The 23,270-nt window shown below is 72.0% G+C and carries 20 protein-coding genes and 1 pseudogene; 8 read left to right on the top strand and 13 right to left on the bottom strand.

What is annotated here, in order from left to right; translation table 11 throughout:
* The 4 genes and pseudogenes from ACIRVH_RS40820 to ACIRVH_RS40805 all read right to left on the bottom strand — a co-directional run.
* Positions 1-422, bottom strand: a pseudogene (locus ACIRVH_RS40820) (LytR family transcriptional regulator); the annotation flags it as partial.
* A 213-nt stretch (positions 423-635) separates the two neighbouring features.
* Positions 636-995, bottom strand: coding sequence for an ArsR/SmtB family transcription factor (locus ACIRVH_RS40815; protein WP_403964719.1), 360 nt, complete (start codon positions 993-995; stop codon positions 636-638).
* A 104-nt stretch (positions 996-1,099) separates the two neighbouring features.
* On the bottom strand, positions 1,100-3,295 hold the full coding sequence (locus tag ACIRVH_RS40810) for an N-acetylmuramoyl-L-alanine amidase (protein ID WP_403964718.1): 2,196 nt from the start codon (positions 3,293-3,295) through the stop codon (positions 1,100-1,102).
* Between the two features lie 316 nt (positions 3,296-3,611).
* On the bottom strand, positions 3,612-4,055 hold the full coding sequence (locus tag ACIRVH_RS40805) for a hypothetical protein (protein ID WP_403964716.1): 444 nt from the start codon (positions 4,053-4,055) through the stop codon (positions 3,612-3,614).
* 336 nt (positions 4,056-4,391) lie between these two features.
* Between ACIRVH_RS40805 and ACIRVH_RS40800 the strand changes: the two genes are divergently transcribed.
* Positions 4,392-5,132, top strand: a complete 741-nt coding sequence (locus tag ACIRVH_RS40800) for a VOC family protein (protein ID WP_403964714.1) — start codon at positions 4,392-4,394, stop codon at positions 5,130-5,132.
* Positions 5,133-5,175: 43 nt separating this feature from the next.
* On the opposite strand, the gene ACIRVH_RS40795 is transcribed toward ACIRVH_RS40800, so the two are convergent.
* Together ACIRVH_RS40795 and ACIRVH_RS40790 are read right to left on the bottom strand one after the other, a co-directional pair.
* Complete coding sequence (locus ACIRVH_RS40795) at positions 5,176-6,081, bottom strand: YegS/Rv2252/BmrU family lipid kinase (RefSeq protein ID WP_403964711.1); 906 nt, start codon at positions 6,079-6,081, stop codon at positions 5,176-5,178.
* Positions 6,082-6,129: 48 nt separating this feature from the next.
* The gene (locus ACIRVH_RS40790) at positions 6,130-7,719 is read right to left on the bottom strand and encodes an FAD-binding oxidoreductase (protein ID WP_403964709.1); all 1,590 of its coding nucleotides are present in this window, start codon (positions 7,717-7,719) and stop codon (positions 6,130-6,132) included.
* Between the two features lie 83 nt (positions 7,720-7,802).
* On the opposite strand from ACIRVH_RS40790, the gene ACIRVH_RS40785 reads away from it, so the two are divergent.
* Together ACIRVH_RS40785 and ACIRVH_RS40780 are read left to right on the top strand one after the other, a co-directional pair.
* Positions 7,803-8,402: a TetR/AcrR family transcriptional regulator gene (locus tag ACIRVH_RS40785; protein ID WP_403964707.1), complete on the top strand. Its 600-nt coding sequence runs from the start codon at positions 7,803-7,805 to the stop codon at positions 8,400-8,402.
* The gene (locus ACIRVH_RS40780) at positions 8,399-9,997 is read left to right on the top strand and encodes a glycerol-3-phosphate dehydrogenase/oxidase (RefSeq protein ID WP_403964705.1); all 1,599 of its coding nucleotides are present in this window, start codon (positions 8,399-8,401) and stop codon (positions 9,995-9,997) included. Before ACIRVH_RS40785 ends, ACIRVH_RS40780 begins: the two co-directional genes overlap by 4 nt.
* Here ACIRVH_RS40780 and ACIRVH_RS40775 read toward each other — a convergent pair.
* Positions 9,986-10,291: a hypothetical protein gene (locus ACIRVH_RS40775; RefSeq protein WP_403964703.1), complete on the bottom strand. Its 306-nt coding sequence runs from the start codon at positions 10,289-10,291 to the stop codon at positions 9,986-9,988. The two genes, ACIRVH_RS40780 and ACIRVH_RS40775, sit on opposite strands and share 12 nt — an antisense overlap.
* Positions 10,288-10,887: a recombinase family protein gene (locus ACIRVH_RS40770; RefSeq protein WP_403964701.1), complete on the bottom strand. Its 600-nt coding sequence runs from the start codon at positions 10,885-10,887 to the stop codon at positions 10,288-10,290. Before ACIRVH_RS40770 ends, ACIRVH_RS40775 begins: the two co-directional genes overlap by 4 nt.
* A gap of 107 nt (positions 10,888-10,994) precedes the next feature.
* Between ACIRVH_RS40770 and ACIRVH_RS40765 the strand changes: the two genes are divergently transcribed.
* From ACIRVH_RS40765 to ACIRVH_RS40745, 5 genes are all read left to right on the top strand, one after another.
* The gene (locus ACIRVH_RS40765; RefSeq protein WP_403964699.1) at positions 10,995-11,534 is read left to right on the top strand and encodes an ArsR/SmtB family transcription factor; all 540 of its coding nucleotides are present in this window, start codon (positions 10,995-10,997) and stop codon (positions 11,532-11,534) included.
* On the top strand, positions 11,531-12,817 hold the full coding sequence (locus tag ACIRVH_RS40760) for an MFS transporter (protein WP_403964696.1): 1,287 nt from the start codon (positions 11,531-11,533) through the stop codon (positions 12,815-12,817). The genes ACIRVH_RS40765 and ACIRVH_RS40760 overlap by 4 nt, the downstream gene beginning before the upstream one ends.
* 275 nt (positions 12,818-13,092) lie before the next feature.
* Positions 13,093-13,404 carry a hypothetical protein gene (locus tag ACIRVH_RS40755; protein ID WP_403964694.1) on the top strand — a complete coding sequence of 104 codons (312 nt, stop codon included), beginning with the start codon at positions 13,093-13,095 and terminating at the stop codon, positions 13,402-13,404.
* 387 nt (positions 13,405-13,791) lie between these two features.
* Positions 13,792-15,024 carry a cytochrome P450 gene (locus tag ACIRVH_RS40750; RefSeq protein WP_403964692.1) on the top strand — a complete coding sequence of 411 codons (1,233 nt, stop codon included), beginning with the start codon at positions 13,792-13,794 and terminating at the stop codon, positions 15,022-15,024.
* A gap of 20 nt (positions 15,025-15,044) precedes the next feature.
* A complete protein-coding gene (locus tag ACIRVH_RS40745) occupies positions 15,045-17,324 on the top strand; it encodes an FUSC family protein (protein WP_403964690.1) in 2,280 nt (759 codons plus the stop codon).
* A gap of 7 nt (positions 17,325-17,331) precedes the next feature.
* On the opposite strand, the gene ACIRVH_RS40740 is transcribed toward ACIRVH_RS40745, so the two are convergent.
* From ACIRVH_RS40740 to asnB, 5 genes are all read right to left on the bottom strand, one after another.
* Entirely contained in the window at positions 17,332-18,696 is a 1,365-nt protein-coding gene (locus ACIRVH_RS40740; RefSeq protein ID WP_403964688.1) for a S41 family peptidase, read from the bottom strand.
* 120 nt (positions 18,697-18,816) lie between these two features.
* Complete coding sequence (locus tag ACIRVH_RS40735) at positions 18,817-19,215, bottom strand: ACT domain-containing protein (RefSeq protein ID WP_403964686.1); 399 nt, start codon at positions 19,213-19,215, stop codon at positions 18,817-18,819.
* Positions 19,216-19,225: 10 nt separating this feature from the next.
* The gene (locus tag ACIRVH_RS40730) at positions 19,226-20,164 is read right to left on the bottom strand and encodes an L-tyrosine/L-tryptophan isonitrile synthase family protein (protein WP_403964684.1); all 939 of its coding nucleotides are present in this window, start codon (positions 20,162-20,164) and stop codon (positions 19,226-19,228) included.
* 27 nt (positions 20,165-20,191) lie between these two features.
* Entirely contained in the window at positions 20,192-21,421 is a 1,230-nt protein-coding gene (locus ACIRVH_RS40725) for a cytochrome P450 (RefSeq protein WP_403964682.1), read from the bottom strand.
* A 9-nt stretch (positions 21,422-21,430) separates the two neighbouring features.
* Positions 21,431-23,257 (bottom strand): asparagine synthase (glutamine-hydrolyzing), encoded by a 1,827-nt coding sequence (gene asnB, locus ACIRVH_RS40720; RefSeq protein ID WP_403964680.1) that lies wholly within the window; start codon positions 23,255-23,257, stop codon positions 21,431-21,433.
* Positions 23,258-23,270: the final 13 nt, after the last annotated feature.

Raw genomic sequence — 23,270 nt, 5'->3', positions numbered from 1 at the left:
CCCGACTGCACCCCGGTCCGCGAACACCCACCACCCAGCTTGCAGTCCGCCTTGCTCGTCCGGCCGTCCGACCCCATCACCAGAATGTTGATCGGGGTACGGCCGAACGCATCCGCCTTCTCCGAACCACCCTTGCCGTCCAACGACACGCTCTGGATGTTGCCGTTCAGATGCTGGTAGAACCACCAGCCGACACCTGCCGTGCCGAGTACCAGGAGCGACAGGCATACCGCGGCGATCTTCAGCACTCGCTTGCCGCGCCCTGCACCGGCTCGGCGCCGCGACCGATCGCCGACACGTGAGCGGGAGGCAGCCCGGCCGCCCGGTCGCGGTCCGTCGGGCTCGCCCGTACGCGGACCGGGGATCCGGGCACTGCGGTCGCGCGTGGCCTGGCCGCCCGGGCCGTCCCAGGGGTCGCTCATCTACCCACTCCCATGAACGGTCGGGCTCGGCAGGCCGGGCCGTCGGGTGTGCGGCCGGGCAAGCGCGGCGGTACTCGGGCAGGCGGGAAGCGGTGGCTCCGCCTGAATTGCGTGATTGCGCAATCTAACAAACCCGTGGCGCGAACAGCACGAATCCTGTGGGAATTCACAGGTGAGGGATCTCATGGAACCGAGGAACGGGCCCCGGTGCGCTCAGACCTCGACCCCGTGCAGCTGCCGTACGGAGGCGGACGCGTGCTGCGAACGAGCGGTGAGCTGTCCGACCAGCACCCGCACGACGGTCACGATGTCGGGGTCGTCGATGTAGTAGACCTGCCGGCGGCCCTCACGGCGGGAGCTGACGAGCCCGGCGAGCTTCAGTTTGGCGAGGTGCTGGCTGACCGCGGGCAGCGCACCGCCCACCCGGTCGGCGAGGTGCGTCACATCGCTCTCGCCCTGCGCCAGCGCCCACATCAGGTGCAGCCGGGCCGACGAGGCGAGCAGCCCGAAGGTCACGGCCGCCGCCGCCAGCACCTCGGCCGACGGATCCTCGAAGCCGCCGTTCTCCGCCACAGACCTCTCCTGCCCCCGCCCACTCACCGTTCACGCACATGCGGGCACCCAGTGTAGGGGTCCGCCCAGGGTTCCCCCTGGGCGGACGAGGGCTGCGTGTGCGGTTACTTGATGTACACCAGACCGTCCGTGGTGACGGTCGGACGGCCGCTGGTGCCGACCACGACGATCTTGACGGTGTGCTGGGAGCTGCTGGACCAGGTCTTGGTCCAGATGGCCTGGCGGTACTGGGTGGTGGTGGACTTCAGGTCGATCGTGGCCGTCTTCGTGCCGTCCACGTAGACGTCCGCCTGCCCGGAGGTGGAGGCGCGGGAGACCACCCAGGCGGCGGAGCGGCCGGTGAAGGTCCAGGTGAGGGCGGCGCTCTTGGAGCCGCTGGAGTACGACTTGCCGCCGAGGTAGCTGGTGGACGAACGGGCCGTCCAGCTGCCGGACTTGGTGGCGGAGGTCTCCTGCAGGATCACCGGGGTGAAGGAGGGCGAGGAGGTGCGGGAGTTGCCGGCGTAGTCGTAGGCGCGCATCGACCAGGTGGCGGCGGTGCCGGACGCGGCCGTGCGGTTGGAGCTGGTGGTGGTCGGGCCGAAGGTAGCCGTCGTCGGGGACAGCAGGTCCACCCGGCGCAGTGCGGTCTCATCGGCGGCCTTCCAGCCGAGGGTGACCGGGACCGCGCCGGTGCTGACCGTGCCGGTGCGCAGGGAGAGCTTCGGGGCGGTGGTGAAGTTCGGTGCGGTCGTCTCGGCCACGACCTTGAGCGCGGCGCTCGTCGTGGACTTTCCGGACTGGTGGACGGCCCGGACGGCGACGGTGTGCGTGCCCGCGGCCAGTGTGGCGCCGGCCGAGGTGGCGTTACCGGACACGCCGGCGGCGGTCTTGCCGTCGACCAGCAGCTCGAACTTGGAGATGAGCGAGCCCGGCGTGGTGGTCGTCCAGTGCAGCGTGACGGCGCCCTTGGTGTAGTAGGTCGAGCCGGAGAGGCCCGCCTTGTCGACCGAGGTGACCTTCAGGCCCTGCACCGGGCCGGCCGCCCAGGAGCGGATGGTGGGCAGCTGGGCGTAGAGGGAGCTGCCCGGGCACTGGGTGTTGTAGCCGTCGCGGTGCCCGGAGATTCGCTGGAAGGTGTACGTGCTGCCCGCGGTGAACTTCGTGGCGAAGTAGTTGGTCTGGGTGGCACCGGCCGTCAGCTGGGCGGTCCCGTCGGGGGCGAGGCCGTACTGGCCGAGCTTCCACGCGGCCACGCGGGCGATCGAGGCCAGCGCGGCGTCGGTGGCGCCGGTGGTGGTGTAGTCGCCGAGCACCGCGATGCCCGCGGCCTCACGGTTCCAGCCGTAGGTGTGGGCACCGAGCACCGGCAGGTCGACACCGCCCTTGCGGCCCTCGAAGACGGTGCCGCACTTGTCGACGAGGAAGTTGTAGCCGATGTCCTTCCAGCCGTTGACCTGCACGTGGTACGCGTAGATGCTCCGCACGATCGACGCCGAGTCGGTGCAGGAGTAGTCGTTGCTGCCATCCGTGTGGTGGACGAAGACGGCCTTGACGTCTGCGTTGTACTCCGGCGCGTCGGGGCTGATCGACTCGTCGGCGCCCCAGTCGGCCCGGGAGGTGATCGGCGGTTCGGGCACGGTGGACGGCGGCGCCGTCGGCGTGGTGGCCGACGGGCTCGCGGACGGGGATTCGGTCTGGCTCGCCGAGGGCGACTCCGTCGGGCTCTCCGAGGCTGATTCGGTGGGGCTCTGCGAGGGGGAGTCGGTCGGGCTCTCCGAGGGGGACTCGGTCGGGCTCTCCGAGGGCGACGTCGTCTCGGTGGCGAAGGCGGCCGGATGGGCGTCGCCCGCACCGGACTTGGTCTCGGCGTCGGTCACCACGCCCGGATCGACCAGGTTGACCTGCAGGCCCTTCGGCAGCGGGGCGGTGGAGCCGTCCTTGTGGACGACCTGCGCCTGGACGCCGTCGGAGGAGCCGACCCACAGCGGCTCGGAGGCACCGCGGACATCGGCGTCGGGACGCTCCAGCGGGTCGACGTTCACCTCGAGGTCGCGCCAGGCGCTCCAGTCCCCGGTCTCGCGGCTGCGGGTGCGTACCTGGGCCGTGCCGTCGAGCCGCTTGGCGGCGCCGGTCCAGGACACACCGAGCATCGAGAACTGCGCGGTGTCGGTGCGGGGCAGCTCGCGCTTGCCGTTCGCAGTGCCCTTCAGCGCCAGGTCATAGACCTTCACCGGCCGCTTGGCCCGGCCGGCGCCATCCGAGTCGTGGGAGGGGCTGGCCACCGCGTAGGAGACCACTCCCCCGCCGCCCAGGACCACCGCACCAAGTGTCAGCCATGCCCGCCGTTTGAGGTTGAACGGTCTGTACGCATGCGCTGTACGACGACTCACGGAGAGTCCACCCCCACAATCGGCCGGGATCGGCCATAGAAGTAACGTCACGTCAGGCTCACCTGTCACACAGGTGACCCATCTCGAAAGCGCATTCCGATCCGTGATCATCACGGGTGGACGAGGTGATGTGAGCCATGCCACACCTCACTGGCCTCAGCGGGATGATCTTGACCTGAAACGACGCAATTACCCGGAAGTTATGGGCACATGAGCGTCCATGGTGAGGTTTGTCGCCGAGGGCTCAGATGGTGATCGCGCGTTCCTGGTCCGTGAAAGCGCCGTACACCGGGTTGACGTCACTCTCGCCGCCCTGGACATCGGCGCTGTCCTTGACGACGCCGTTGCCGCTGATCGTGGCTCCGGAATTGACCCACGACAGATCCTCGATGCGGACGTTGCCGGTCACGGTCGAGGAGCCGAAGACGGCCGCGCGCGGCCCGACGTACACGGACGCCGCGACATCGGCTCGGTCGTCGCCGTTGGTGTGCCGGTGGCCGCCGGAGGTGCGTCTCGCTCCGCGGCACCCGCGATTCGGGCCGGCCAACGCCCGTTTCCTGCCTGCGGAGAAGGCGGATGCGTCGAAGCGGCAGTCGTCGAGGGGCGGACAGATGCCGACGACAGGGATGGTGTCGAGGTCGGGGATTGCGTCGAGGCCAGTCTGTACGTACCAGTTGATCGGGAGCACACCGGCGTTCGTACCGGTTGAGCCGGTCGAAGCGGTGGTCGCAGGCCTTGTCACCGTGGAGCTTGGCCGCCTTGCGGCGACGGGTCCCACGGCATGAGCGAATGGACAGAAGCGACGCGAGGAGCGGTTCGTGGGCCAGGCTGTCGTGGAGGTTCGCTCCGGAGATGCCGACCGCGAGCGGGAGCTGCCGCCAGCCGCAGCCGGTGCCGGCGACGAACACTGAACGGCTGACTGCCAAGCGAGACGGCTGACCATTGGGTTGGTCAGCAAGTTGATCCCTGTTCGGCGCCGGTACCTGCGGATGTCGTTGCAGAGCGGGCGCATAGGATCGCCGGCATGGCGCTGCGACCTGTGATGGTGAACATCAAGGCTCTTGATCACTCGGCGGTCGGCCGGTTCTGGGCGGAGGCGCTCGGCTGGAGCGCCTACAGCCCCGGCGTGACCACCTACGTCGGACCCCCCGGTGGCCTCGTCTGGCCGGACCCGGTCGCCGTCGGCATCGACGTCGTTCCCGTCCCGGAACCCAGGACAACGACAAAGAACCGTGTGCACCTCGATCTCGCCACCACCTCTGCGGCGCATCAGGCGGAGTTGGTCGCGCGCCTTGAGGCTCTCGGTGCGACGCCCGCCCACGTGGGCCAGGGCGAAGTGCCGTGGACGGTGCTCGCCGACCCCGAGGGCAACGAGTTCTGCGTGCTGGAGCCTCGGGAGATCTACCGGGACACCGGGCCGATCGCCGCGGTGGTGGTCGACTGCGCGGATCCGCGGGCCATGGCCCGGTTCTGGGACGAGGCGACGGACTGGACCCTGCACGAGGTGACCGATGAACAGGCGGTGTTGCGCTCTGCCAAGGGTGTCGGCCCGTATCTCGAGTTCCTCCGCACGCACGACGTGAAGACCGTGCCGGACCGCGTCCATCTCGACCTGCTGCCGTACCCCGGTGACGACAGAGCAGCGGAGGTGGCCCGGCTGCGGGCTCTCGGCGCCACCGACCTCGACCTCGGCCAGGGCGACGTCCCGTGGACGTGCCTGGCCGACCCGGAGGGCCACGAGTTCTGCGTTCTCGCCCCGTCCTGACGCGGAGCCGAACTCCTGGCCCTGTCCCAGGACCGCTGAGAGGTCAGGGGCGGTCCGCGGCGGCCGGGCGCCAGAGCACCGGCAGGTCCGCGGGCCGTACCCGCACCGTCACCGGCAGCGTGGCCTCCACCTCGCCGTCGGCTCCGTAGGGGACGGGACGGGTGGCCTCGATGCGGATCTCCTTTCCGTGCAGGACCCGTACCTCGGGGCGGTGGACGTGGCCGCCGGTCTTCAGCTCGTTCATGAGGGCGAAGAACAACCGGCGCGGCGCCTCGCGGATCATGACGATGTCCAGCAGTCCGTCGTCGACCCGGGCGCCGGGGGCGATGAGCCGACCGGAGCCGTAGTAGGGGGAGTTGGCGGCCACGACGGTGTAGCCGCGGTGGGCGTGCTCCTCGCCGTCGACGGTGACGCGGTAGTCCGCCGGCCGCCAGGTGGTCACCGCGCGCAGGCCGCCCGCGTAGTACGAGGCGGACCCGCGCAGCAGCCGGGCCTCGTTGGCGTGCCGGTTGGCCAGCGCGTCGACCCCGGCGTAGACGCTGCCGAGGACCACGGTGCGATGGTGCACGGCCGACTCCACCTCGATGGTGTCGACAGGGCTGGGCTCGGCGTGCAGGAGGATGTCGGCGAGCCCGGCCGGGTCGGACGGCAGGTTCAGCGCCCGGGCGAAGTCGTTGCCCCGCCCGGCGGGTACGAGGCCCAGGACCGTACCCGTGCCGCTGAGCGCTCCGCCGATGCCGCCGGCCATGCCGTCGCCGCCGACCGCCAGGACCACCCGGCCGCGCTCCCCGGCCTGCCGGGCGATGTCCTGGGCGTGGGCGAGGCTGTGGCTGTACTCCGTCTCCAGCTCGGCCCCGGCCTCGCGGAGCAGTCGGGCCAGTTGGAGCAGCGATGCCGCCCCGGTCGAGTCGCCCGCTGTCGGGTTGACGACGGCGGTGAACTGTCGCATCGGTGGGCCTCCGGGCGATGACGAGAGTGACGGGCTGGGTGGGGCGGATCAGTCGGTGGGCAGCAGGACGCCCGGGTTGAGGAGTCCCTCGGGGTCGAGGCGGCGCTTGACGGCGCGCAGGGCCTCGACGGCCAGGGGTCCGGCCTCCCTGACATACCAGTCGCGGTGGTCGGTGCCCACCCCGTGATGGTGGCTGATGGTGCCCCCGGCGGCGAGCAGGGCGTCGTTGGCGGCGTGCTTGGCGCGCGTCCAGTGCGCGACGGGGTCCTCACCCTGGGCGCTCACGACCGTGAAGTACAGGGAGGCGCCGTTCTCGTACACGTGGGAGATGTGGCACATCACCAGGGGCGGGGTGCCGGCCTCGGTGAGGGTGTCGGTCAGGGCGGAGCGGACCGCGGCGTACAGGTCGGGGATCCGGGACCAGAAGGCGGCGGTCTCCAGCGTCTCGGCGAAGGCTCCCGCATCGAGCAGGGAGTCGCGCAGGTAGGGCGCGGAGTAGCGGCCGTGGGCCCAGCGTTCGCCCGGTTCGGATCCGACCAGGGTGCCGCCGGCGTCCCGGAGGACGGCCGCCGCCTGCTCACGGCGCTGGGCCGTGTCCTCGGCCGTGCCCTCGTAGCCGGTGATCGCCATGCATCCGGCATTGCTGTCCAGGCCGGCGCCGATGGCGTCCGGCTGGGCGAGGCCGATGAGCGTCTCGGTCTCGTCGGACAGGCGCAGCACGGTCGGCCGGGGTCCGTCCTGGGCGAGCCGGCGCAGGGCCGCCGCTCCCTCCTCGAAGGAGGCGAACCGCCAGCCCTCGTAGACACGCACCTCGGGCAGCGGGCGGATCCGTACGAGAACGGAGGTGATGACGCCGAAGGCGCCCTCGGAGCCGAGGATCAGCTGGCGCAGGTCGGGTCCGGCGGCGGAGCGGGGGGCACGGCCCGCCTCCACGGTTCCCTCGGGGGTGGCGAGGGTGAGGCCGAGCACCATCTCGTCGAAGCGGCCGTATCCGGCGGAGGCCTGTCCGCTGGAGCGGGCGGCGGCGAAGCCGCCGATGGTGGCCCACTCGAAGGACTGCGGGAAGTGGCCGAGGGTGAAGCCCTCTTCGTTGAGCAGGGCCTCGGCCTCGGGGGCGCGTAGACCGGGCTGGAGCACGGCGGTGCGGGAGACCCGGTCCAGGAGTTGCAGGCGGTTCATGCGGCGCAGATCCAGGGCGACGAAGGCGCGCCGCTCGGGAGCCAGGCCGCCGACGACGGAGGTGCCGCCGCCGAACGGGACGACGGCCAGGCCGTGCGCGGCGCAGGCCCGCAGTACGGCGAGGACTTCGTCGTGGGTCGCGGGCAGGACCACGGCCTGCGGGACGTCGGAGACGTCGCCGGCGCGCAGCCGCAGCAGGTCGGGGGTGGACTTGCCGCGGGTGTGCCGGATGCGGCTCTCGGCGTCCGTGCGGACGTGCTCCTCGCCGCCGACGGCCTGGGCGAGCCCCTTCAGCGCAGCCGGGTCGGCCGTGGGCGCGGGCAGGTCGATGTCCTCCAGGACGAGCGCCGGCGTGGTGCGCGGTTTGACGCCGAGCAGGTCGCGCAGCAGTCCGGTCACCGAGTCGGGCAGCGGTGCCGCCTTGGCCGGGTCGCCCCAGCCGTTCCACAGCATGTCCATCGAAGGGTCGTCCTCACAGATCGGTGTGCTCGGTTCGCGCGGCGGCGTCTCCGCCAGGCCCCCGGGGCGTTACACTGTGACACATGACGCCTATTCGTCACAACGGTTCGGACAATGATCACGTGCTCGACGCGGTGCGCGACTGTGTGCTGGCCGTCGGGGTCCGCCGCACCACCCTCGCCGACGTGGCCCGCCGCGCCGGCGTCTCGCGGATGACGCTGTACCGGCGCTGGCCCGACCTGCGCACGCTGGTGGGCGATCTGATGACCCGTGAGTGGATCGACGTGGCCACCCGTGCGATACCGGAGCCCACCCCCGGCACCGACACGCGCGGCCGGATCGTGGCGGGTCTGGTGGCGGGGGTGGAGGCGTTCCGCGCCCACCCGCTCTTCCGCAAGATCGTCGACGTCGATCCCGAACTGCTGCTCCCCTACGTGCTCGACCGGCGCGGGGCGAGCCAGGAGGCGCTGCTGGAGCTGCTGGCCGGCGCGCTGCGCGAGGGCCACGCGGACGGATCGGTACGCACCGCTCACGTCGAGCGGCAGGCCCGGGGCCTGCTGCTGATCGTGCAGTCCTTCGCCCTGTCCCTGCGCACGATGACCGACGAGGACGACCCCGACCTCGACTCCGCCGCCCTGCGGGGCGAGCTGCGCACCCTTCTGGAGAGGACCCTGACGCCATGAGCCACAACGAGGCCGTACGAGGCTCGTCCCTCAGCGCGGGCCGGCGGACCCGGGAACTGGCCGAGGCCACCGACGGCAGGGTCGCCGACGTGCTGGTCGTCGGGCTCGGCGCCACGGGGGCCGGAGCCGCCCTGGACGCGGCCGCCCGCGGTCTTGACGTCGTCGCGGTCGACGCGCACGACCTGGCCTTCGGCACCTCCCGCTGGAGTTCCAAGCTCATCCACGGCGGGCTGCGCTATCTGGCCTCCGCACAGTTCGACGTCGCCCATGAAAGCGCCGTCGAGCGCGGTGTTCTGATGACCCGCACCGCCCCGCACCTGGTCGCCGCCCAGCCGTTCGTGCTGCCGCTCACCCCGCTGGTGTCGCGGGCGCAGGCCTCGCTGGCCTGGGCCGGGTTCCGGGCCGGCGACGTACTGCGGCTGGCCGCCCGGACCCCGCGGCAGGTGCTGCCCGCCCCGCGCCGGCTGTCGGCGACGGAGGCCCGGCACCTGGCGCCCTCGGTGCGTCCGGCCGACCTGCGCGGCGGACTGCTGTCCTGGGACGGGAAGGTCACCGACGACGCCCGGCTGGTGACCGCGCTGGCGCGCACCGCCGCCATGCGCGGCGCCCGGGTACTGACCCGGGTCAGGGTGCTGGAGTCGACCGGGACCGGCGCCCGCATCCGCGACGAACTCACCGGCGAGGAGGGCGAGATCCGCGCCCGCGCCGTGATCAACGCCACCGGGGTGTGGGCGGGCGACCTGGTCGAGGGGATACGGATCCGGCCCTCCCGCGGCACCCACCTGGTTCTGCGCTCGGAGCGGCTCGGCGCCCTGCCGGCCGGACTGCACCTCCCGATCCCCGGCGAGACCAGCCGCTTCGTCCTGGTGCTGCCCCAGGGGGACGGCCGGGTCTACGTCGGACTCACCGACGAGCCGGTCGACGGCCCGATCCCCGACGTGCCGGAGGTCCCCGAGACCGACATCGGCTTCCTGCTGGACGTGCTCGGGTCCGTACTGGACACGCCGGTACGCCGGGACGAGGTCGTCGGCGCCTTCGCCGGGCTGCGCCCCCTGCTGGACACCAGCGGTCACGACGGCCCGGGTGACGCACCGGCCCGCACCTCCGACATCTCCCGCCGGCACGCGGTGCTGACCTCGCCCGACGGGGTGACCACCATCGTGGGCGGGAAGCTCACCACCTACCGCCGGATGGCGCAGGACGCCGTGGACGCCGCGGTCGAGGCCCGTGGCCTGCCCGTGCACCCCTCCCCCACCGCCGGCCTGCCGCTGGTCGGCGCCACAGCACCCGACCGGCTGCGCGCCGTGCCCGCACCCCGCCGTCTGGTCCGCCGCTACGGCACCGAGGCCCCGGCCGTCCACGCCCTCATGGAACGGGATCCGGCCCTGGCCGAACCGGTGCTGCCGGGGCATCCGGTCACCCGGGCCGAACTCGTGTGGGCCGCCCGGCACGAGGGCGCACTCGACGCGGCGGACCTGCTGGACCGGCGCACCCGGATCGGCGTCGTCCCCGAGGACCGCGCCGAGGCGCTCGCGATCGCCGGGGAGATCCTGGCGCAGGCCGACACCCTGGCCCGACCGAGGTCAGGTGAGTGAGCCGGTGTTGACCGGATCGCCGTAGCCCGGCCGGGGAACGGTGCCGCTCGGCGGCGGCACCCCGCCCCGCTCCCCCCAGGCCGTCAGCGCGGTGAAGGCGGTGCGGTAGCAGGGCAGGACCGGCAGCAGCCGGTCCGGGAAGGTGTCGTTGCGGCTGTCGCCGTGGGTGCCGCCCTCGATCCGGTAGTACCGGTGCAGCCCGGACCGCCCCTCCTCGGCGATCGTCCGCGCGTGGACGTCGGACTGGACCGCGATGAGCAGCAGCGCGTCCAGGGGTCTGTGCAGTGTGATCACCGGCCGGGTGAGCGGGTGTAAGTAGTTGAGGCACAGATGGTGCCACTGAGATTGATCTTGCTCAGATCCGCCTGCTTCGCAGGCGCTTCGAGCTGACGCGGCAGGGCCCCGGCGCGGAGCTCGCGCAGGTCCGGGACGTGGTTGTAGGACGTGCCCGGGGAGACGCCCAGCAGATTGTCGATCGAGGTTGATCGAGCGGTCCGGGTCGGGCAGCAGGTCACGGGCCGCGCGGACGATCTCCTCAGTGGCGACCGTGGGGCGTCCGCCGACTCGACCCGCGCACGGGCCGCGGCGAGGCCCTCCTTGGTGCCGATGACGATGAGTTCGCGGATGAACTCCGCGAGCGCGGCGAAGACGTGGAAGACGAGCCGTCCGCCGGGCGTGGTGGTGTCCAGGTTCTCGTGCAGCGAGGTGAAGCCGACGCCGCGCTCGCGCAGTTCGGCGACCATGTCGATGAGGTCCTGGAGGCTGCGGCCGTAGCGGCCGAACGAGGTGACCACGAGCGTGTCGCCCGCGTCGAGGAACGCGTGGCACGCCTTCAGCTCGGGACGGAGCGCGTCCTTGCCGGACTTCTCGACAGCTCCCCGGATCGGCACGGGTGGAGGGGGCTCCGGCAGAAGGTCTCGCGCGCCGGACAGCACATTCTGGGAGTCCGCGCGAAATTCCCTTGCTCAATGGTCAAGAATCGTTGACCATTGTGGGCATGCCTACCGATGATCTTCCCGAGACGTTTCACGTCACCACTGACGAGCAGCTACGCGCCGTCTCCAATCTCACGCGTCACCGGATCATGGCCGTGCTCCGCTTCGAGCCCGCCACCATCACGCAGATCGCCGAGCGAGTGGGCCTCGCGAAGGGGAGTTCCAGCTACCACGTACGGCTGCTCGAACGGGCCGGCCTGGTGAAGGTGGTGCGAACGCGGAAGGTCCGGGGGGTCACCGAGCGGTACTACGCGATGGCCGCGCGATCAATCGTGCTGCCGGATCCGGGCGAGGGAGGGCCGGATGTGCTGATGCGGCACGCGGTGGCGGACCTGGAGGCAGCGCCGGCGGACGGCGAGCGGCACGTACGGATGGCGCATCTGCGGCTCACCGAGGAGCAGTTCGCAGAGCTGGGGGCGCGACTGCAGGCCCTGGCGGACGAGTACCGGGAGCTGTCCGATCCGTCGCTGCCGGACGCCTCACTCGTCTTCGCACTGTTCCACCCGGCACGGCGCGAGCAGGCCGAAGGGGACGCCAAGTGACTTCAGACGTTCGGAAGTTGCCGACCGGGTTCGGACGGCTGTGGACTGCGCAGACGGTGTCCTCGCTCGGTGACGGGGTGACTCATGCCGCGCTGCCGCTGCTCGCGTTGACGCTGACGCGGGATCCGATGGCGCTCGCCGTCGTCACGGCCGCCGGAACGCTGCCGTGGGTGCTCTTCGGGGTGCTCGGCGGTGCGCTGGTGGACCGCTGGGACCGTCGGCGCACGATGTGGGTCACGGACGCGGCGCGTGCGGTGCTGCTCGCGATACCGGCGGCAGCGGCCGCGCTCGACGTGCTGAGCATTCCCCTGCTCGCGGCCGTCGCCTTCCTGCTCGGCCTCGGCGGACTCTTCTTCGACACGGCCGCCACGGCCTATCTGCCGGATCTGCTCGGCCGCGCCCCCGCGCTCCTGGAGCGCGCCAACTCCCGCCTGCGCGGCACCCAGACCGCAGCGTCCGGCTTCGCGGGGCCGCCTGCGGGCAGTGCCCTGCTCGCGCTCGGGCGGGCGTTTCCGCTGCTCGCCGACGCGGTGTCGTTCGCGCTCTCCGCACTGCTCGTACGGTCGCTGCCTGCCGCACCCCGGCCCGTACCGCAGGCTCGTGAGTCGCTGCTGCGGCAGGCACGGGCCGGTGCCTCGTACGTATTCCGGGATCAGTTGCTGCTCGGGCTCGCGCTGCGTCCGGCGGTCGGGAACATCGCCTTCCTCGCTGTGGAGACCGTACTCGCCCTCTTCGCGCACGATCGTCTCGGCATCGACACCTTCGGCTTCGGCCTGCTCCTCACGACGGAGGCCACCGGCGGTCTGCTCGGGGCGGGCATCGCCTCCTTCCTCGGCCGACGGCTCGGCACCGGCACCGCACTGACCTGCACGGCCGCAGTCGAGGGACTCGCCATCCTGGGCCTTGCCGTCGCCCCGAACCCGTACGTCGCCGGGCTCGCGCTCGCAGTCTGCGGAGCGGGCATGGGCGCCACGATGGTGCTCGGCCCCTCCCTCCGACAGGCGATCGTCCCCGCCCACCTGATGGGCCGGGTCGCCTCCACCTCCCGCATGCTCGCCATGTGCGCCGCCCCGTTCGGCGCCTTCCTCGGCGGCTGGCTGGCCACCGCCTACGACGTACGCACCCCGCTCTACACCGCCGCCGGCCTCCTCCTCGCCATGACCGCCGTCACGTCGACCATGACCAGCAACCGCCGGGTCGAGGCGGCGTTGCGTGCCGCCACTCCGGCCGGTGATCCAGATCACCCGGAATCCCGGGATCCCGTTCAGGAGGGTGCCATTTAGAGCTCCCCGAGGTCGTTGACCAGTGCCGAGCCCGGCGTTCCTCGCCTTCCTTCAGGAGGGCCGTCCGGACGCCGAGCTCACCACCATGAGAGCCCCTCCAGGATCCCGCGCAGAACATCTTCATCGCCTCCGAGTACCTGGCGCAGCTCAAGGCGGAGAGCGAGTTCGCCAATGTGCCGGCCGCAGAAATGACGCCGGCTCAGTACCGGCGACGCCCAGGCCTACGGGCGTGGCTTCATGAACAACCTGAACGACGCAAGGAGTGCGCTGCGCCGATGAACGATCCTTCCCGCGTGGACGACGACCGGGGCTGCCTCCTCCTGGTTCTCGCCGTGCCCTTGGTCCTTCTCACCCTCATTGCCGCGTACTTCTGCTGGACAGCCCTCGGCATCCGCCCCTCCGGGCCATGGGACGACGACGCATATGCGGGCATCGTTCTGTCGTGCGTCCTGACCATCGGGGCGGCCGCCGCAGCGGTGGCCGTGTGGGCACTGCCGCCGGTGCGTCGGGTCATGCGCTGGTGGTGGGTGGGGCCGGCTCTGCTGCTCGGAGTGGTCGCCGCGGTGCGCTGGGCGACCGGCGCTTGAGCCGGCCACCTCACACCCGCTGAGGACCGCCTCCCTGACGATCTCCACTGCTCGGGCAGCCGGATGACGAACTGGGCATCGTGGTTCCAGCCGTGCGTGGTGTTGAGGCGCGAGGAGCCGGGGAAGTAGCCGTCGGCCGCGGGCGTGACCGCCGATGCCGCCGTCGGCCATGGAGGGAGCCCACACTCCTGTGGCATCCGCAGTAGAGCCGGCGAACATGCTGCGACGGACGTCTCCGGCGTGCGGGCCGTCGGCGCCTGCGGCACGCTACGGGGAGGACAGAGAAGGGGCAGAGGGTGGCAGGCCGCCCCCGCGGGACCTGTTGACGTGCGGCTGCTCATCCAGGGCTCCGCGCCCGGGAAACGGGACATTCAGGAGTGATGCGCCATGACCCTCGAACTGGACCCCGCGTCCGCGTCGCCTCCTCCACAGGTACGGCACTGGGCCGTCGACGACCTTCCTGCCCTGGACCCGGATCCCTTCCTGGACGAGATGCTCCGCGACGAGCCGATCACCCGGATCAGTCTGCCGTACGGCTCCGGGCACGCCTGGCTGGTCACGCGCTACGAGGACGTCCGCTTCATCACGTCCGATCCGCGCTTCTCCCGTGAGGCGGTCGTCGGCAGCTCGGTGACCAGCATGGCGCCGCAGGCCGTGGCCTCGCAGACGGCGGGCCTGCAGTACATCGACCCGCCCCGGCACACCCGGCTGCGCAGGGTCGTGGCCCGGGCGTTCACCGGCAAGGGCATGGCCAGGCTGCGTCCGCTGGCGGAGCGCACCGCCCACCGCATGCTCGACGGGATGGAGCAGACCGGCCCCCCGGGCGATCTGATGGAGCATCTGCACACTCCCTTCCCGATCGCCGTCGTCTGCTGCTTCCTCGGCGCGGACGAGAACGACTGGCACGAGTGGGCAGGGAACTCCGAAGCCCTCCTGTCCAAGGCGCCGAAGGGCGACGAACGCAACCAGGCGGCGCGCCGGACCACGAGGGGCCGCGTGGTCGACCTGCTCGAACGCCGCCGCGCCGAACCCCGCGACGACCTGGCGGGAGTGCTGGCCCACGCCGTCCAGGCCGGTGAGATCACCGACGAGGAGGCGATCTCGCTGGCCATGGCCATCTACGTCAGCGGCGGTCACGCGGTGCGCAACAACAGCGGCTCGATGATGTACGCGCTGCTGACCCGTCCCGAGCAGATCGACCGGCTGCGCAGCACTCCGGAACTGCTGCCCAAAGCCGTGGAGGAGCTGTTCCGCTTCGTCCCCCACCGCAACGGTGTCGGGATTCCCCGCATCGCCACCGAGGACGTGGAGATCGGCGGCCACCTCATCCGCAGGGGCGAGGCCGTGTACAACGCCTACGTCGCCGCGAACCGCGATCCCTCGGTCTTCCCCGAACCGGACGTGCTGGACTTCGACCGGGACGGTGCCGGGCACCTGGCCTTCGGGCACGGCCCCCACTACTGCCTGGCGGCCCTGATGGCCCGTATGGAGGCCGAGGTCATGATCAAGGCCGTGCTCGACCGCTTCCCCGGTGTCCGGCTCGCCGTACCCGCCGACGAGGTCGAGTTCCAGCGTGAGGGACTCATCCGCGGGCCGAGGACCCTGCCGGTCACCTGGTAGCGCGCAGGGGGTCGGGAACGATGCCGAGGTGGTGGCCGAGGATCCCGGCGTGGCTGCGCTCGCGCGACCCGGAGCTGGCCGCCACGCGCAGGGCGGCCCGTACCGCCCTGGTCATGCCGGCGCTGTTCGCGCTGTGCACGCAGGTGTTCCACTCGTCGGCGATGGCGACCTACGCGGCGTTCGGGTCCTTCTCCATGCTGCTGCTGGTCGAGTTCACCGGGCCCATGGTGCAGCGGTTGCGCGCCCATGTGGGCCTCGCGGCGGCCTGGTTGCTGCTCATCTGTCTGGGCACGCTCGCGGCCCGCGAGAGCTGGGTGGCGATCACCGCCACCGTCGTGGTCGGCTTCGTGGTGCTGTTCTCGGGGGTGGTCAGCTCCGTCCTCGCCGGCGCCTCGACCGCGCTGCTCCTCGCCTTCGTACTGCCGGTGAGCACGCCCGCGCCGCTGTCGCAGCTGCCCGAGCGACTCGCCGGCGCGGGACTCGCCTCGGCCGCCGCCCTGCTCGCCGTGCCGCTGCTGTGGCCGCGCCCCACCGCGGACCCGCTCAGCGCGCCCGCGTCCCGGGTGTGCCGGGCGGCCGCCGCACAGCTGCGCACCGACGCGTCCCGCCTGGCGGCCGAGGCCGACGCACCGAGCCTGCGCACGTGCCGGGAGACCGCAGACGAGACCGCCGTCGCCACGGCCGACCTGCGCACCGCATTCGACGGGACCCCCTATCGGCCCACCGGGCTGTCCGTCGGCTCGCGGGCCCTGGTACGACTGGTCGACGAACTGACCTGGCTCAGCACGATCGTGACGGACAGCGCTCCGCCGCCGGGCGGCCACCCGGTCTGCGATCCGCAGGCCCTCGTGGTGCGGCAGGCAGCCGCGTCCGTGCTGGAGCGGACTGCCGATCTGCTGGACGCGCCGAGTGGCTCCCCCGACGCGCTGCGAGCGGAGACGGCACGGCTGCGTGCGGCCATGGACCGGATGGAGCGCAGCGCCACCGCACTGCTGCCGGTGCACCTGCCAGGTCCGAGTACGGAGCCGGGGGTTCGCGCCTTCCTCGAGTCCCTGGACATGTCGTTCCGCGCCCAGGAACTGGGGTTCGCGACCCTGCAGATCGCGAGCAACGTGGATCTGGCGGCCGCGGCGGAACGACGCAGCTGGCCGGAGCGGCTCCTCGGCCTCGAACCCGGCGGCCCGGGCCGGCCGCTGGCCGCGGCGCGTGAGCGGGCCGTCGCCCACCTGCGGCCCAACTCCGTGTGGCTGCACAACAGTCTCCGCGGCGCGGTCGGTCTGGGCATCGCGGTCACCCTGGCGGTGCTGACGGGCGTGCAGCACTCGTTCTGGGTGCTGCTCGGCACCTTGTCGGTGCTGCGCTCGAACGCCCTCAGCACCGGGCAGAACGCGATCCGCGCACTCGGGGGAACGATCGTCGGCTCCGTCCTGGGCGCCGGGCTGCTGCAGCTCATCGGTCATCACGGCACCGTGCTGTGGTTCCTGCTGCCCGTCGCCGTGCTGATCGCCGGCATCGCCCCGGCCGCCGTGTCCTTCGCCGCCGGTCAGGCGGCCTTCACGATCACGCTGGTCATCCTGTTCAACATCGGCCAGAACCCCGACTGGCACATCGTGCTGCTGCGGGTCCAGGACATCGGGATCGGCTGTGCCGTGAGTGTGCTGGTCGGACTGTTCTTCTGGCCGCGCGGTGCCGCGGCCGCCGTGGACCGGGCGCTGGCCGAGGCGTACACCGACAGCGCCCGCTATCTGGCCGGGGCCGTCGAGTACGCCGTGGGCCGGTGCGGTGTCCGGCCCACGGCGGCGGACGCTCCGCTGGAGGAGGGCCTCGAGGCGGCGGCCGCCGCGCGCAGGCTCGACGACGCCTTCCGCAGCTTCCTCGCCGAACGCGGCGCGAAGCCCGTCTCCTTGGCGGACCTGACGACCCTGGTCACCGGCATCGTGGGGCTCCGGCTCGCCGCGGACGCGGTGCTCGGGCTGTGGCAGCGCGCGAGCGAGCTGCACGCCGGCACGGACCGCGCCGAGGCGCGCGTGGTGCTGCTGGATACCGCGGGCCGGGTGGCCGGCTGGTACCGGGATCTGGCCGTGAGCCTGGCCGGTCACTCCGCCGTCCGGGATCCGCTGCCACGCAACCCTGCGGCCGAGGCGAGCCTGGTCGACTCGGTCCGCCGCGATCTGCGGGACGACGACGGGCGGGCCTCCGACACGGCCGTACGTGTCATCTGGACCGCCGACCACCTCAACGCGGCCCACCGCCTCCAGCCGGGCCTGGCCGCGGCGGCCCGGCCCGGTGAGACGGCCTGACCCCCGCTCAGGCGGCCGGGAGGGTGCGCACCGCTCGGTCGAAGGCGGAGTCGCGGCCCTGGTCGAACTCCTCCTTCGTGAAGACCGGTTCGGACAGCTGCGGCGGGATGCCCGTGCCGTCGAAGGTGCGGCCGGTGCGGGTCAGATACTCCTCGTTCGGCAGGACGAAGAGCATGCCGTCGGGGAGCCGGCGCAGCATCACGTCCGAGAAGACGCCCTGCGTGGCCTGCCCGATGCGCACGGTCCGGCCGGGCCGGTCCAGGAGTGCCTGGGTGAAGGTCTCGCCCGCGCTCACCGTCGAACCGCCGGTGAGTACGGCGACGGGGCCGGTGTAGCGGGGCGCGTCGGCCGGGACGACGGGAACGGGTTCCGGGCGGGTGTGCCGGGTCGGGTCGGCCGGGTCGTTGCGGGCCCGCTTGGAGTACGCGAGGTAGGGGGTGTCGGTCAGGCGCTCGGCGATGCGGATGCCCAGGGTGTCGGCACCGCCGCCGTTGATGCGCAGGTCGATGATCAGCCCCCTCAGGCGTTGCACCCGTCCGGGGGTCAGGATCGTGTTCAGCGCCCGGTCGAGTTCCGCCTGCTCCGCGCTGTACGGGGCGCCCTCGCCGGCGTATCCACCGAAGCCGGAGATCCGCAGGTAGCCCTGGCCGCCGGGCAGGTCGGCGTAGGTGATACGGCCGTTGCCGAAGTCCTGCCGGTACGAGGCGTGCTCGAGGTCGCGGGCGACGATGAACTTCTTCACCTTGGCGTCCAGTTCCTCGCTCGGCACCTCGGTGCCCGGCCGGACCTCGTAGAAGACGCGGTCACCGTCCTTGACCGCGACATGGGCGTCGTGCAGCGGCCGCACCATCCGGCTGAAGATGTCGAAGAGTTCCGTCCTGGTGGTGTCCTTGTGCACCTGCGGCCGGTACCGGTCCCGAACGGTGTGCCAGTCGACGCCCTTCGCGGCGAAGAACGGGTAGTTCTCCTCGAAGGTCTGCCAGAAGACGTCGAACGCGGTGCGGGGATCGTTCGGCAGGGCGCGGGTGCAGTCGGCCGGCAGCGCGGCGATCCGGCGCAGCCCCCGGTGGCCCACCGAGCTGTCCGCGGAGTACACGGCATGGTCCCGGTCGTACCCGGTCCGTACGGTCAGGACGCTGCCGTCCGTCGTCGTGTAGGTACCGGGTCCCGTCTGCCGTGAGGCGTCACCCTTCACGCAGCCGGCGGAGGTGGTCTGGTACTCCTGGAGGGATCCCCCGCCGAGGGCGAGGACGGTGCCGTAGCCGTCCATGCGCCACACACCGTCGGTGCTCGGCGGCGCAGCGCCCACGGCGGCCGGGGCGGCAGCCGCGGTGAGGGTGAGGGCGACGACGGTGGCCGTGACGATGCGCACGATGTGTCCTTCCGGTGTGTGCCTTTGGGCTCCTCCACCGTGGCCGACGGCGCGGCACCCGCTCCATCCGGCGAGCCGGTGCATCGAGGGTCGGGACAACCCCCGTGCCCCGGTGCCGGATCAGGCGGAGCGCCGGGCCAGACTCTCCAGGACGGCCACCGCCTGGTGAGCGTGCTCGTACGGCACGAAGAGGTGGTCGTGGTGGAACCCGGCGACCACGTTGCAGCTCAGCCCGGCGTCGGCGAGTTCCCGCGCGACCGCTGCGGTCAGCCCCACCGCCTCCAGTGCCGAGTGGACGCGCAAGGTGATCCAGGCGGCCACGTAGTCGTACCCCAGCCCCGCCGCGTCCGCCTCGTCGAGCCGCGCCACCAGGGTCAGGCCCTCGTGCTCGGCGACCGTGACCACAGGGGTGATGCCGGAGGGCACATTGCCCTCGACGGTGGTGAACACGTAGCGGCCCGGGTTCAGCTCCGGACGCATTCCGCTCAGCAGCTTCTGCAGATCTCTCTCGCCGGTCATGATCCCCACGTTACGGAACGTGCGATCGGTGCTGCTCGAAATGGCTCGGTCTGTCGTCGTGGTCGACCAGACGGCCCAGCCGGGCGGCCCGCTCACGGGGCATCAGGGTCCAGGTGCCGTCGGTGCGGCGGAGGGCGGCCGAGTGCCACGGGGTGGTCCAGGCGTCCGGGGCGTCGAGCAGGCGGATGCCGAACTTGGCATCGCCGACGGGCTGGGGGTGGATGGACAGCCGGACGGCACGGGGGTGGTGCTCGGCGATCAGGGCGCCCCAGGCGCGGCTGCGCCGGATGACGCCGTAGGCCCGCTGACGGCACTCCCGTTGGAGGGCGGAGCGCGTGCCGGGGAAGTCGGCGGTGTCCTCGACAAGGAAGCGGGTGATGCCGCGGTAGAGGGCGCGGGTGGCGTCGTCGGACCGGACCAGGGCGCGTAGGGCCTCGGCCGTCGGGGCGTACCGGTCCTGCACGTGGGCGCGTTTCGCGTCGTACGCAAGAGGGCCGTAGACGTCCCGGAGGTCGAAGACCGACAGTCTGACGGGGGCCAAGTCGCCGATGAGGATGCGCAGTTCGTCGGCGTAGGCGTCGATGTGCCGGTCGGGCACCCGGACGAGATCGCCGAAGACATGGCCGTCGGAGCAGATGACCACCCGGGCGCCGGGCGGGTGGATCCGTTCGATCTCGGCGCACAGGGCGTTCAGGAACCGCAGGGACAGCCGCTCCGCCTGGTCGGGCAGGTGGCCGAGGACCTTGGCCGGGTTGGGTGACTTGCAGGGGAAGCCGGGCAGGGTGAACTCCACCGGTGCGCCGTCGCGTACGAAGCCGGCGATCCGGCGCCGCTGGTGCGCGAACGCCGCGGCGGGGGCGGGGGCGCGGTCGGTGGTGCGGTGGTAGGGCAGCAGCAGGTTCAGGATGTCGGTGCTGATGCGCGTGGGCGAGGCGGTCGTCAGCAGCATGTCGCTCCTTGCGAGGGCGGGTCTCGGTCAGCGGCGTCGGTCGTAGCCGACGGGCAGGTGGTGGGTGCCGCGGCCGAGGACGGCCGGGATCCAGTCGAGGTCCTCGTCGGCGACGGCGAGGTGCAGGCCGGGCAGCCGGGCGAGCAGTGCGCCGAGGGCGATCTGAAGTTCGGCGCGGGCGAGGGCGGCGCCGGGGCAGAAGTGGATGCCGTGGCCGAAGGCGAGGTGGGGGTTGGGGCTGCGGTCGAGGTCGAGGGTGTCGGGGGCGGGGAAGCGGCGCGGGTCGCGGTTGGCGGCGCACAGGGAGACGATCACGGAGTCGCCGGCCGGGATGGTGGTGCCGTGCAGGTCGCTGTCCTCGTCGAAGAAGCGCCAGGTGGTCAGCTCGAAGGCGCTGTCGTGGCGCAGGAGTTCCTCGACCGCGCGGGGCAGCAGGTCCGGGGTGTCGCGCAGGCGGGCGAGCTGGTCCGGGCGGCGGAGGAGGGCGATGAGGGCGGTGGTGATCTGGTTGGTGACCGGTTCCTGGCCGGCCACGAGGAGCTGGAAGATCATGGAGTCCAGCTCCTCCTGGGACAGTTCGCCCCGGTCCCGGGCCACGACGAGGCGGCTGAGCAGGTCGTCGTCCTGGTGGTCGCGCTTGTGGGCCACGACGTCGGCGATATAGCTCTGCAGGCCGTGCAGCCGGGCCTCGTACGCGGGCCGCCCGGGGTCGGTGGGTCCGACCGGCTGGACGACCTTGCCCCAGTCGCGGTCGAAGCGGTCGGCCAACTCGGCCGGTAGACCGATGACTTCGGCGAGGACCTGGAAGGCGAAGGACGCGGCGAATCCGCTGACGAGGTCGGCGGGGCCGGTCTCGGGCAGCGCGTCCACGAGTGCGTCGGCCAGTTCCTGGAGCCGGGGGCGCAGGCTCTCGATGCGGCGCGGAGTGAAGGCGTCGGTGACGAGGCGCCGCATGCGGGTGTGCTCGGGCGGGTCCTGGTGAAGGAGATGGACCTGGAGCCGAGAGTGCTGCGGCTCGGGCATGATCGAGGCGCGGGCGCGCCAGCGGTCGTTGCCCCGGTCGTGGTTCTTGCCGAGCCGGTCGTCGGCGAGGGCGGAGTGGGCGGCGTCGTAGCCGGTCACCAGCCAGGCCTGTACGCCGCTGGGGAAGAGGACGCGGTGGACCGGGCCGGCCTCGCGCATCTGCTCGTAGAGGGGGTAGGGGTTGCTCTTGTAGGGGCAGCCCATCAGCGGGACCGGGCCGGGCAGTGTCGTCATGGGCGTTCCTCAGAGGGCGAGTTCGGGGCGGTGGTGGTCCAGCCAGAGGGCGAGGTCGACGACGCGTTCCAGGCGCAGTCGGTGGCCCCACTCCAGGCGGTCGGGCGGTGTGTCCAGGCACGGCTCGAGGCGGGTCTCGTCGGTGAGGGCGCGGACCTGCTCGGCGGCGAGGGCGTCGCGGGCCAGCTGCTGCAGGCCGCGGTTGTAGTCGGGGTGGTGGGTGGCCGGATAGTGGTTCTTGGGGCGGTGGAGCACCGAGTCCGGGGCGAGGCCGGCTCCCGCTGCGCGCAGCAGGCTCTTCTCCCTGCCGTCGTGGCTCTTCAGGGCCCACGGTGTGGTGAAGGCGTACTCGACGAGCCGGTGGTCGCAGTACGGCACCCGCACCTCCAGGCCCTGGGCCATGCTCAACCGGTCCTTGCGGTACAGGAGTTGGCGCAGCCAGCGGGTCAGGGACAGGTGCTGCAGCTCGCGCTGCCGGTGTTCGGCGGGGGTCTCCTCGTCCAGGTGGGGTACGGCGGCCAGCGCGGTGCGGTAGGTGTCGTCACGGAACTCGGCGATGCGCAGGTCGAGTTCGGGGTTGAGCGGCATCGCGGCCTCGTCGCCCGTCACCAGCAGCCAGGGGAAGGTGCCGGCGGCCAGCGCCCTGGGACTGTGGAACCAGGGGTAGCCGCCGAAGACCTCGTCGGCGGCCTCTCCGGACAGGGCGACGGTGGAGTGCTGCCGAATCTCGCCGAACAGCAGATACAGCGAGGTGTCCATGTCGCCGACGCCGATCGGCGAGTCCCGGGCGGCGACGACCGCCGTCCGGTGCCCTAGGTCGAGGAGGGAGCGCGGGTCGAGGACGACCGTGCTGTGGTCGGTGCCGATGAAGGCACCCGCTTCGACGGCGTACGGGGTGTCGTGGCCGGTGCGCAGGACGTCGCCGGTGAACTCGACGGCCTGGTCGCTGTAGTCGACCGCATAGGAGCGGATCCGGGCTTCGGGCCCCTGCCGCGACCGGAGTTCGTCTGCGAGCAGGGCGGTCAGGACGGTGGAGTCGAGCCCTCCGGAGAGCAGGCTGCACAGCGGGACGTCGGACTCCAACTGGCTGCGCGCGGCGGCGCCGACCAGCCCGCCTATCCGCTCGACGGTCGTGTCGAGGTCGTCGGTGTGGGGCGCGGCCTCCAGCTGCCAGTACCGGCGCTCGCGGATGCCGTCCCGGTCCAGGACGAGCAGCCCGCCGGGCTGGACCTCCCGGACCCCGGACCACACTGTCGGCCCGGTGTTGAACAGCAGGCTGTACGCCTCCCGCAGCCCGTCCGCGTCGACCCGGGGCCGTATCTCCGGGTGGGCGAAGAGCGCCTTCGGCTCGGAGGCGAAGGCCAGGCCACCGTCGACGGCGGCCCAGTGGAGGGGCTTGACGCCGAGCCGGTCCCGCACCAGCAGCAGCCGCTGCTCGCGCTCGTCCCACACGGCGAACGCGAACATGCCCTCCAGGTGCTCGGCCGCCGCCTCGCCCCATTCGGCGTAGGCGCGCAGCACCACCTCGGTGTCACTGCGGGTGCGGAAGACATGTCCTCTGCTGCGCAACTCGGCCCGCAGGGGGTGGTGGTTGTAGATCTCGCCGCTGTGACTCAGCACGACCGTCGGCTCGTCGGGCCGGTCGGTCATCGGCTGCACGCCGCCTTCGAGGTCGATCACGGCCAGCCGCCGGTGGCCGATCGCGGCCCGCTCACCGAGCCAGACGCCTCCGGCGTCGGGCCCGCGCGGGGCGAGAGTGGCGGTCATGGCCTCGATGACCGGGGTCTGCGTACGGGCGTCGCTGTGGAAGGACACCCAGCCGGTGATTCCGCACATGGGGACGGCTCCT

The sequence above is a fragment of the Streptomyces sp. NPDC101165 genome, assembly GCF_044768135.1.
GTDB lineage: Bacteria > Actinomycetota > Actinomycetes > Streptomycetales > Streptomycetaceae > Streptomyces.
This window is presented reverse-complemented; position numbering and strand designations above follow the sequence as displayed.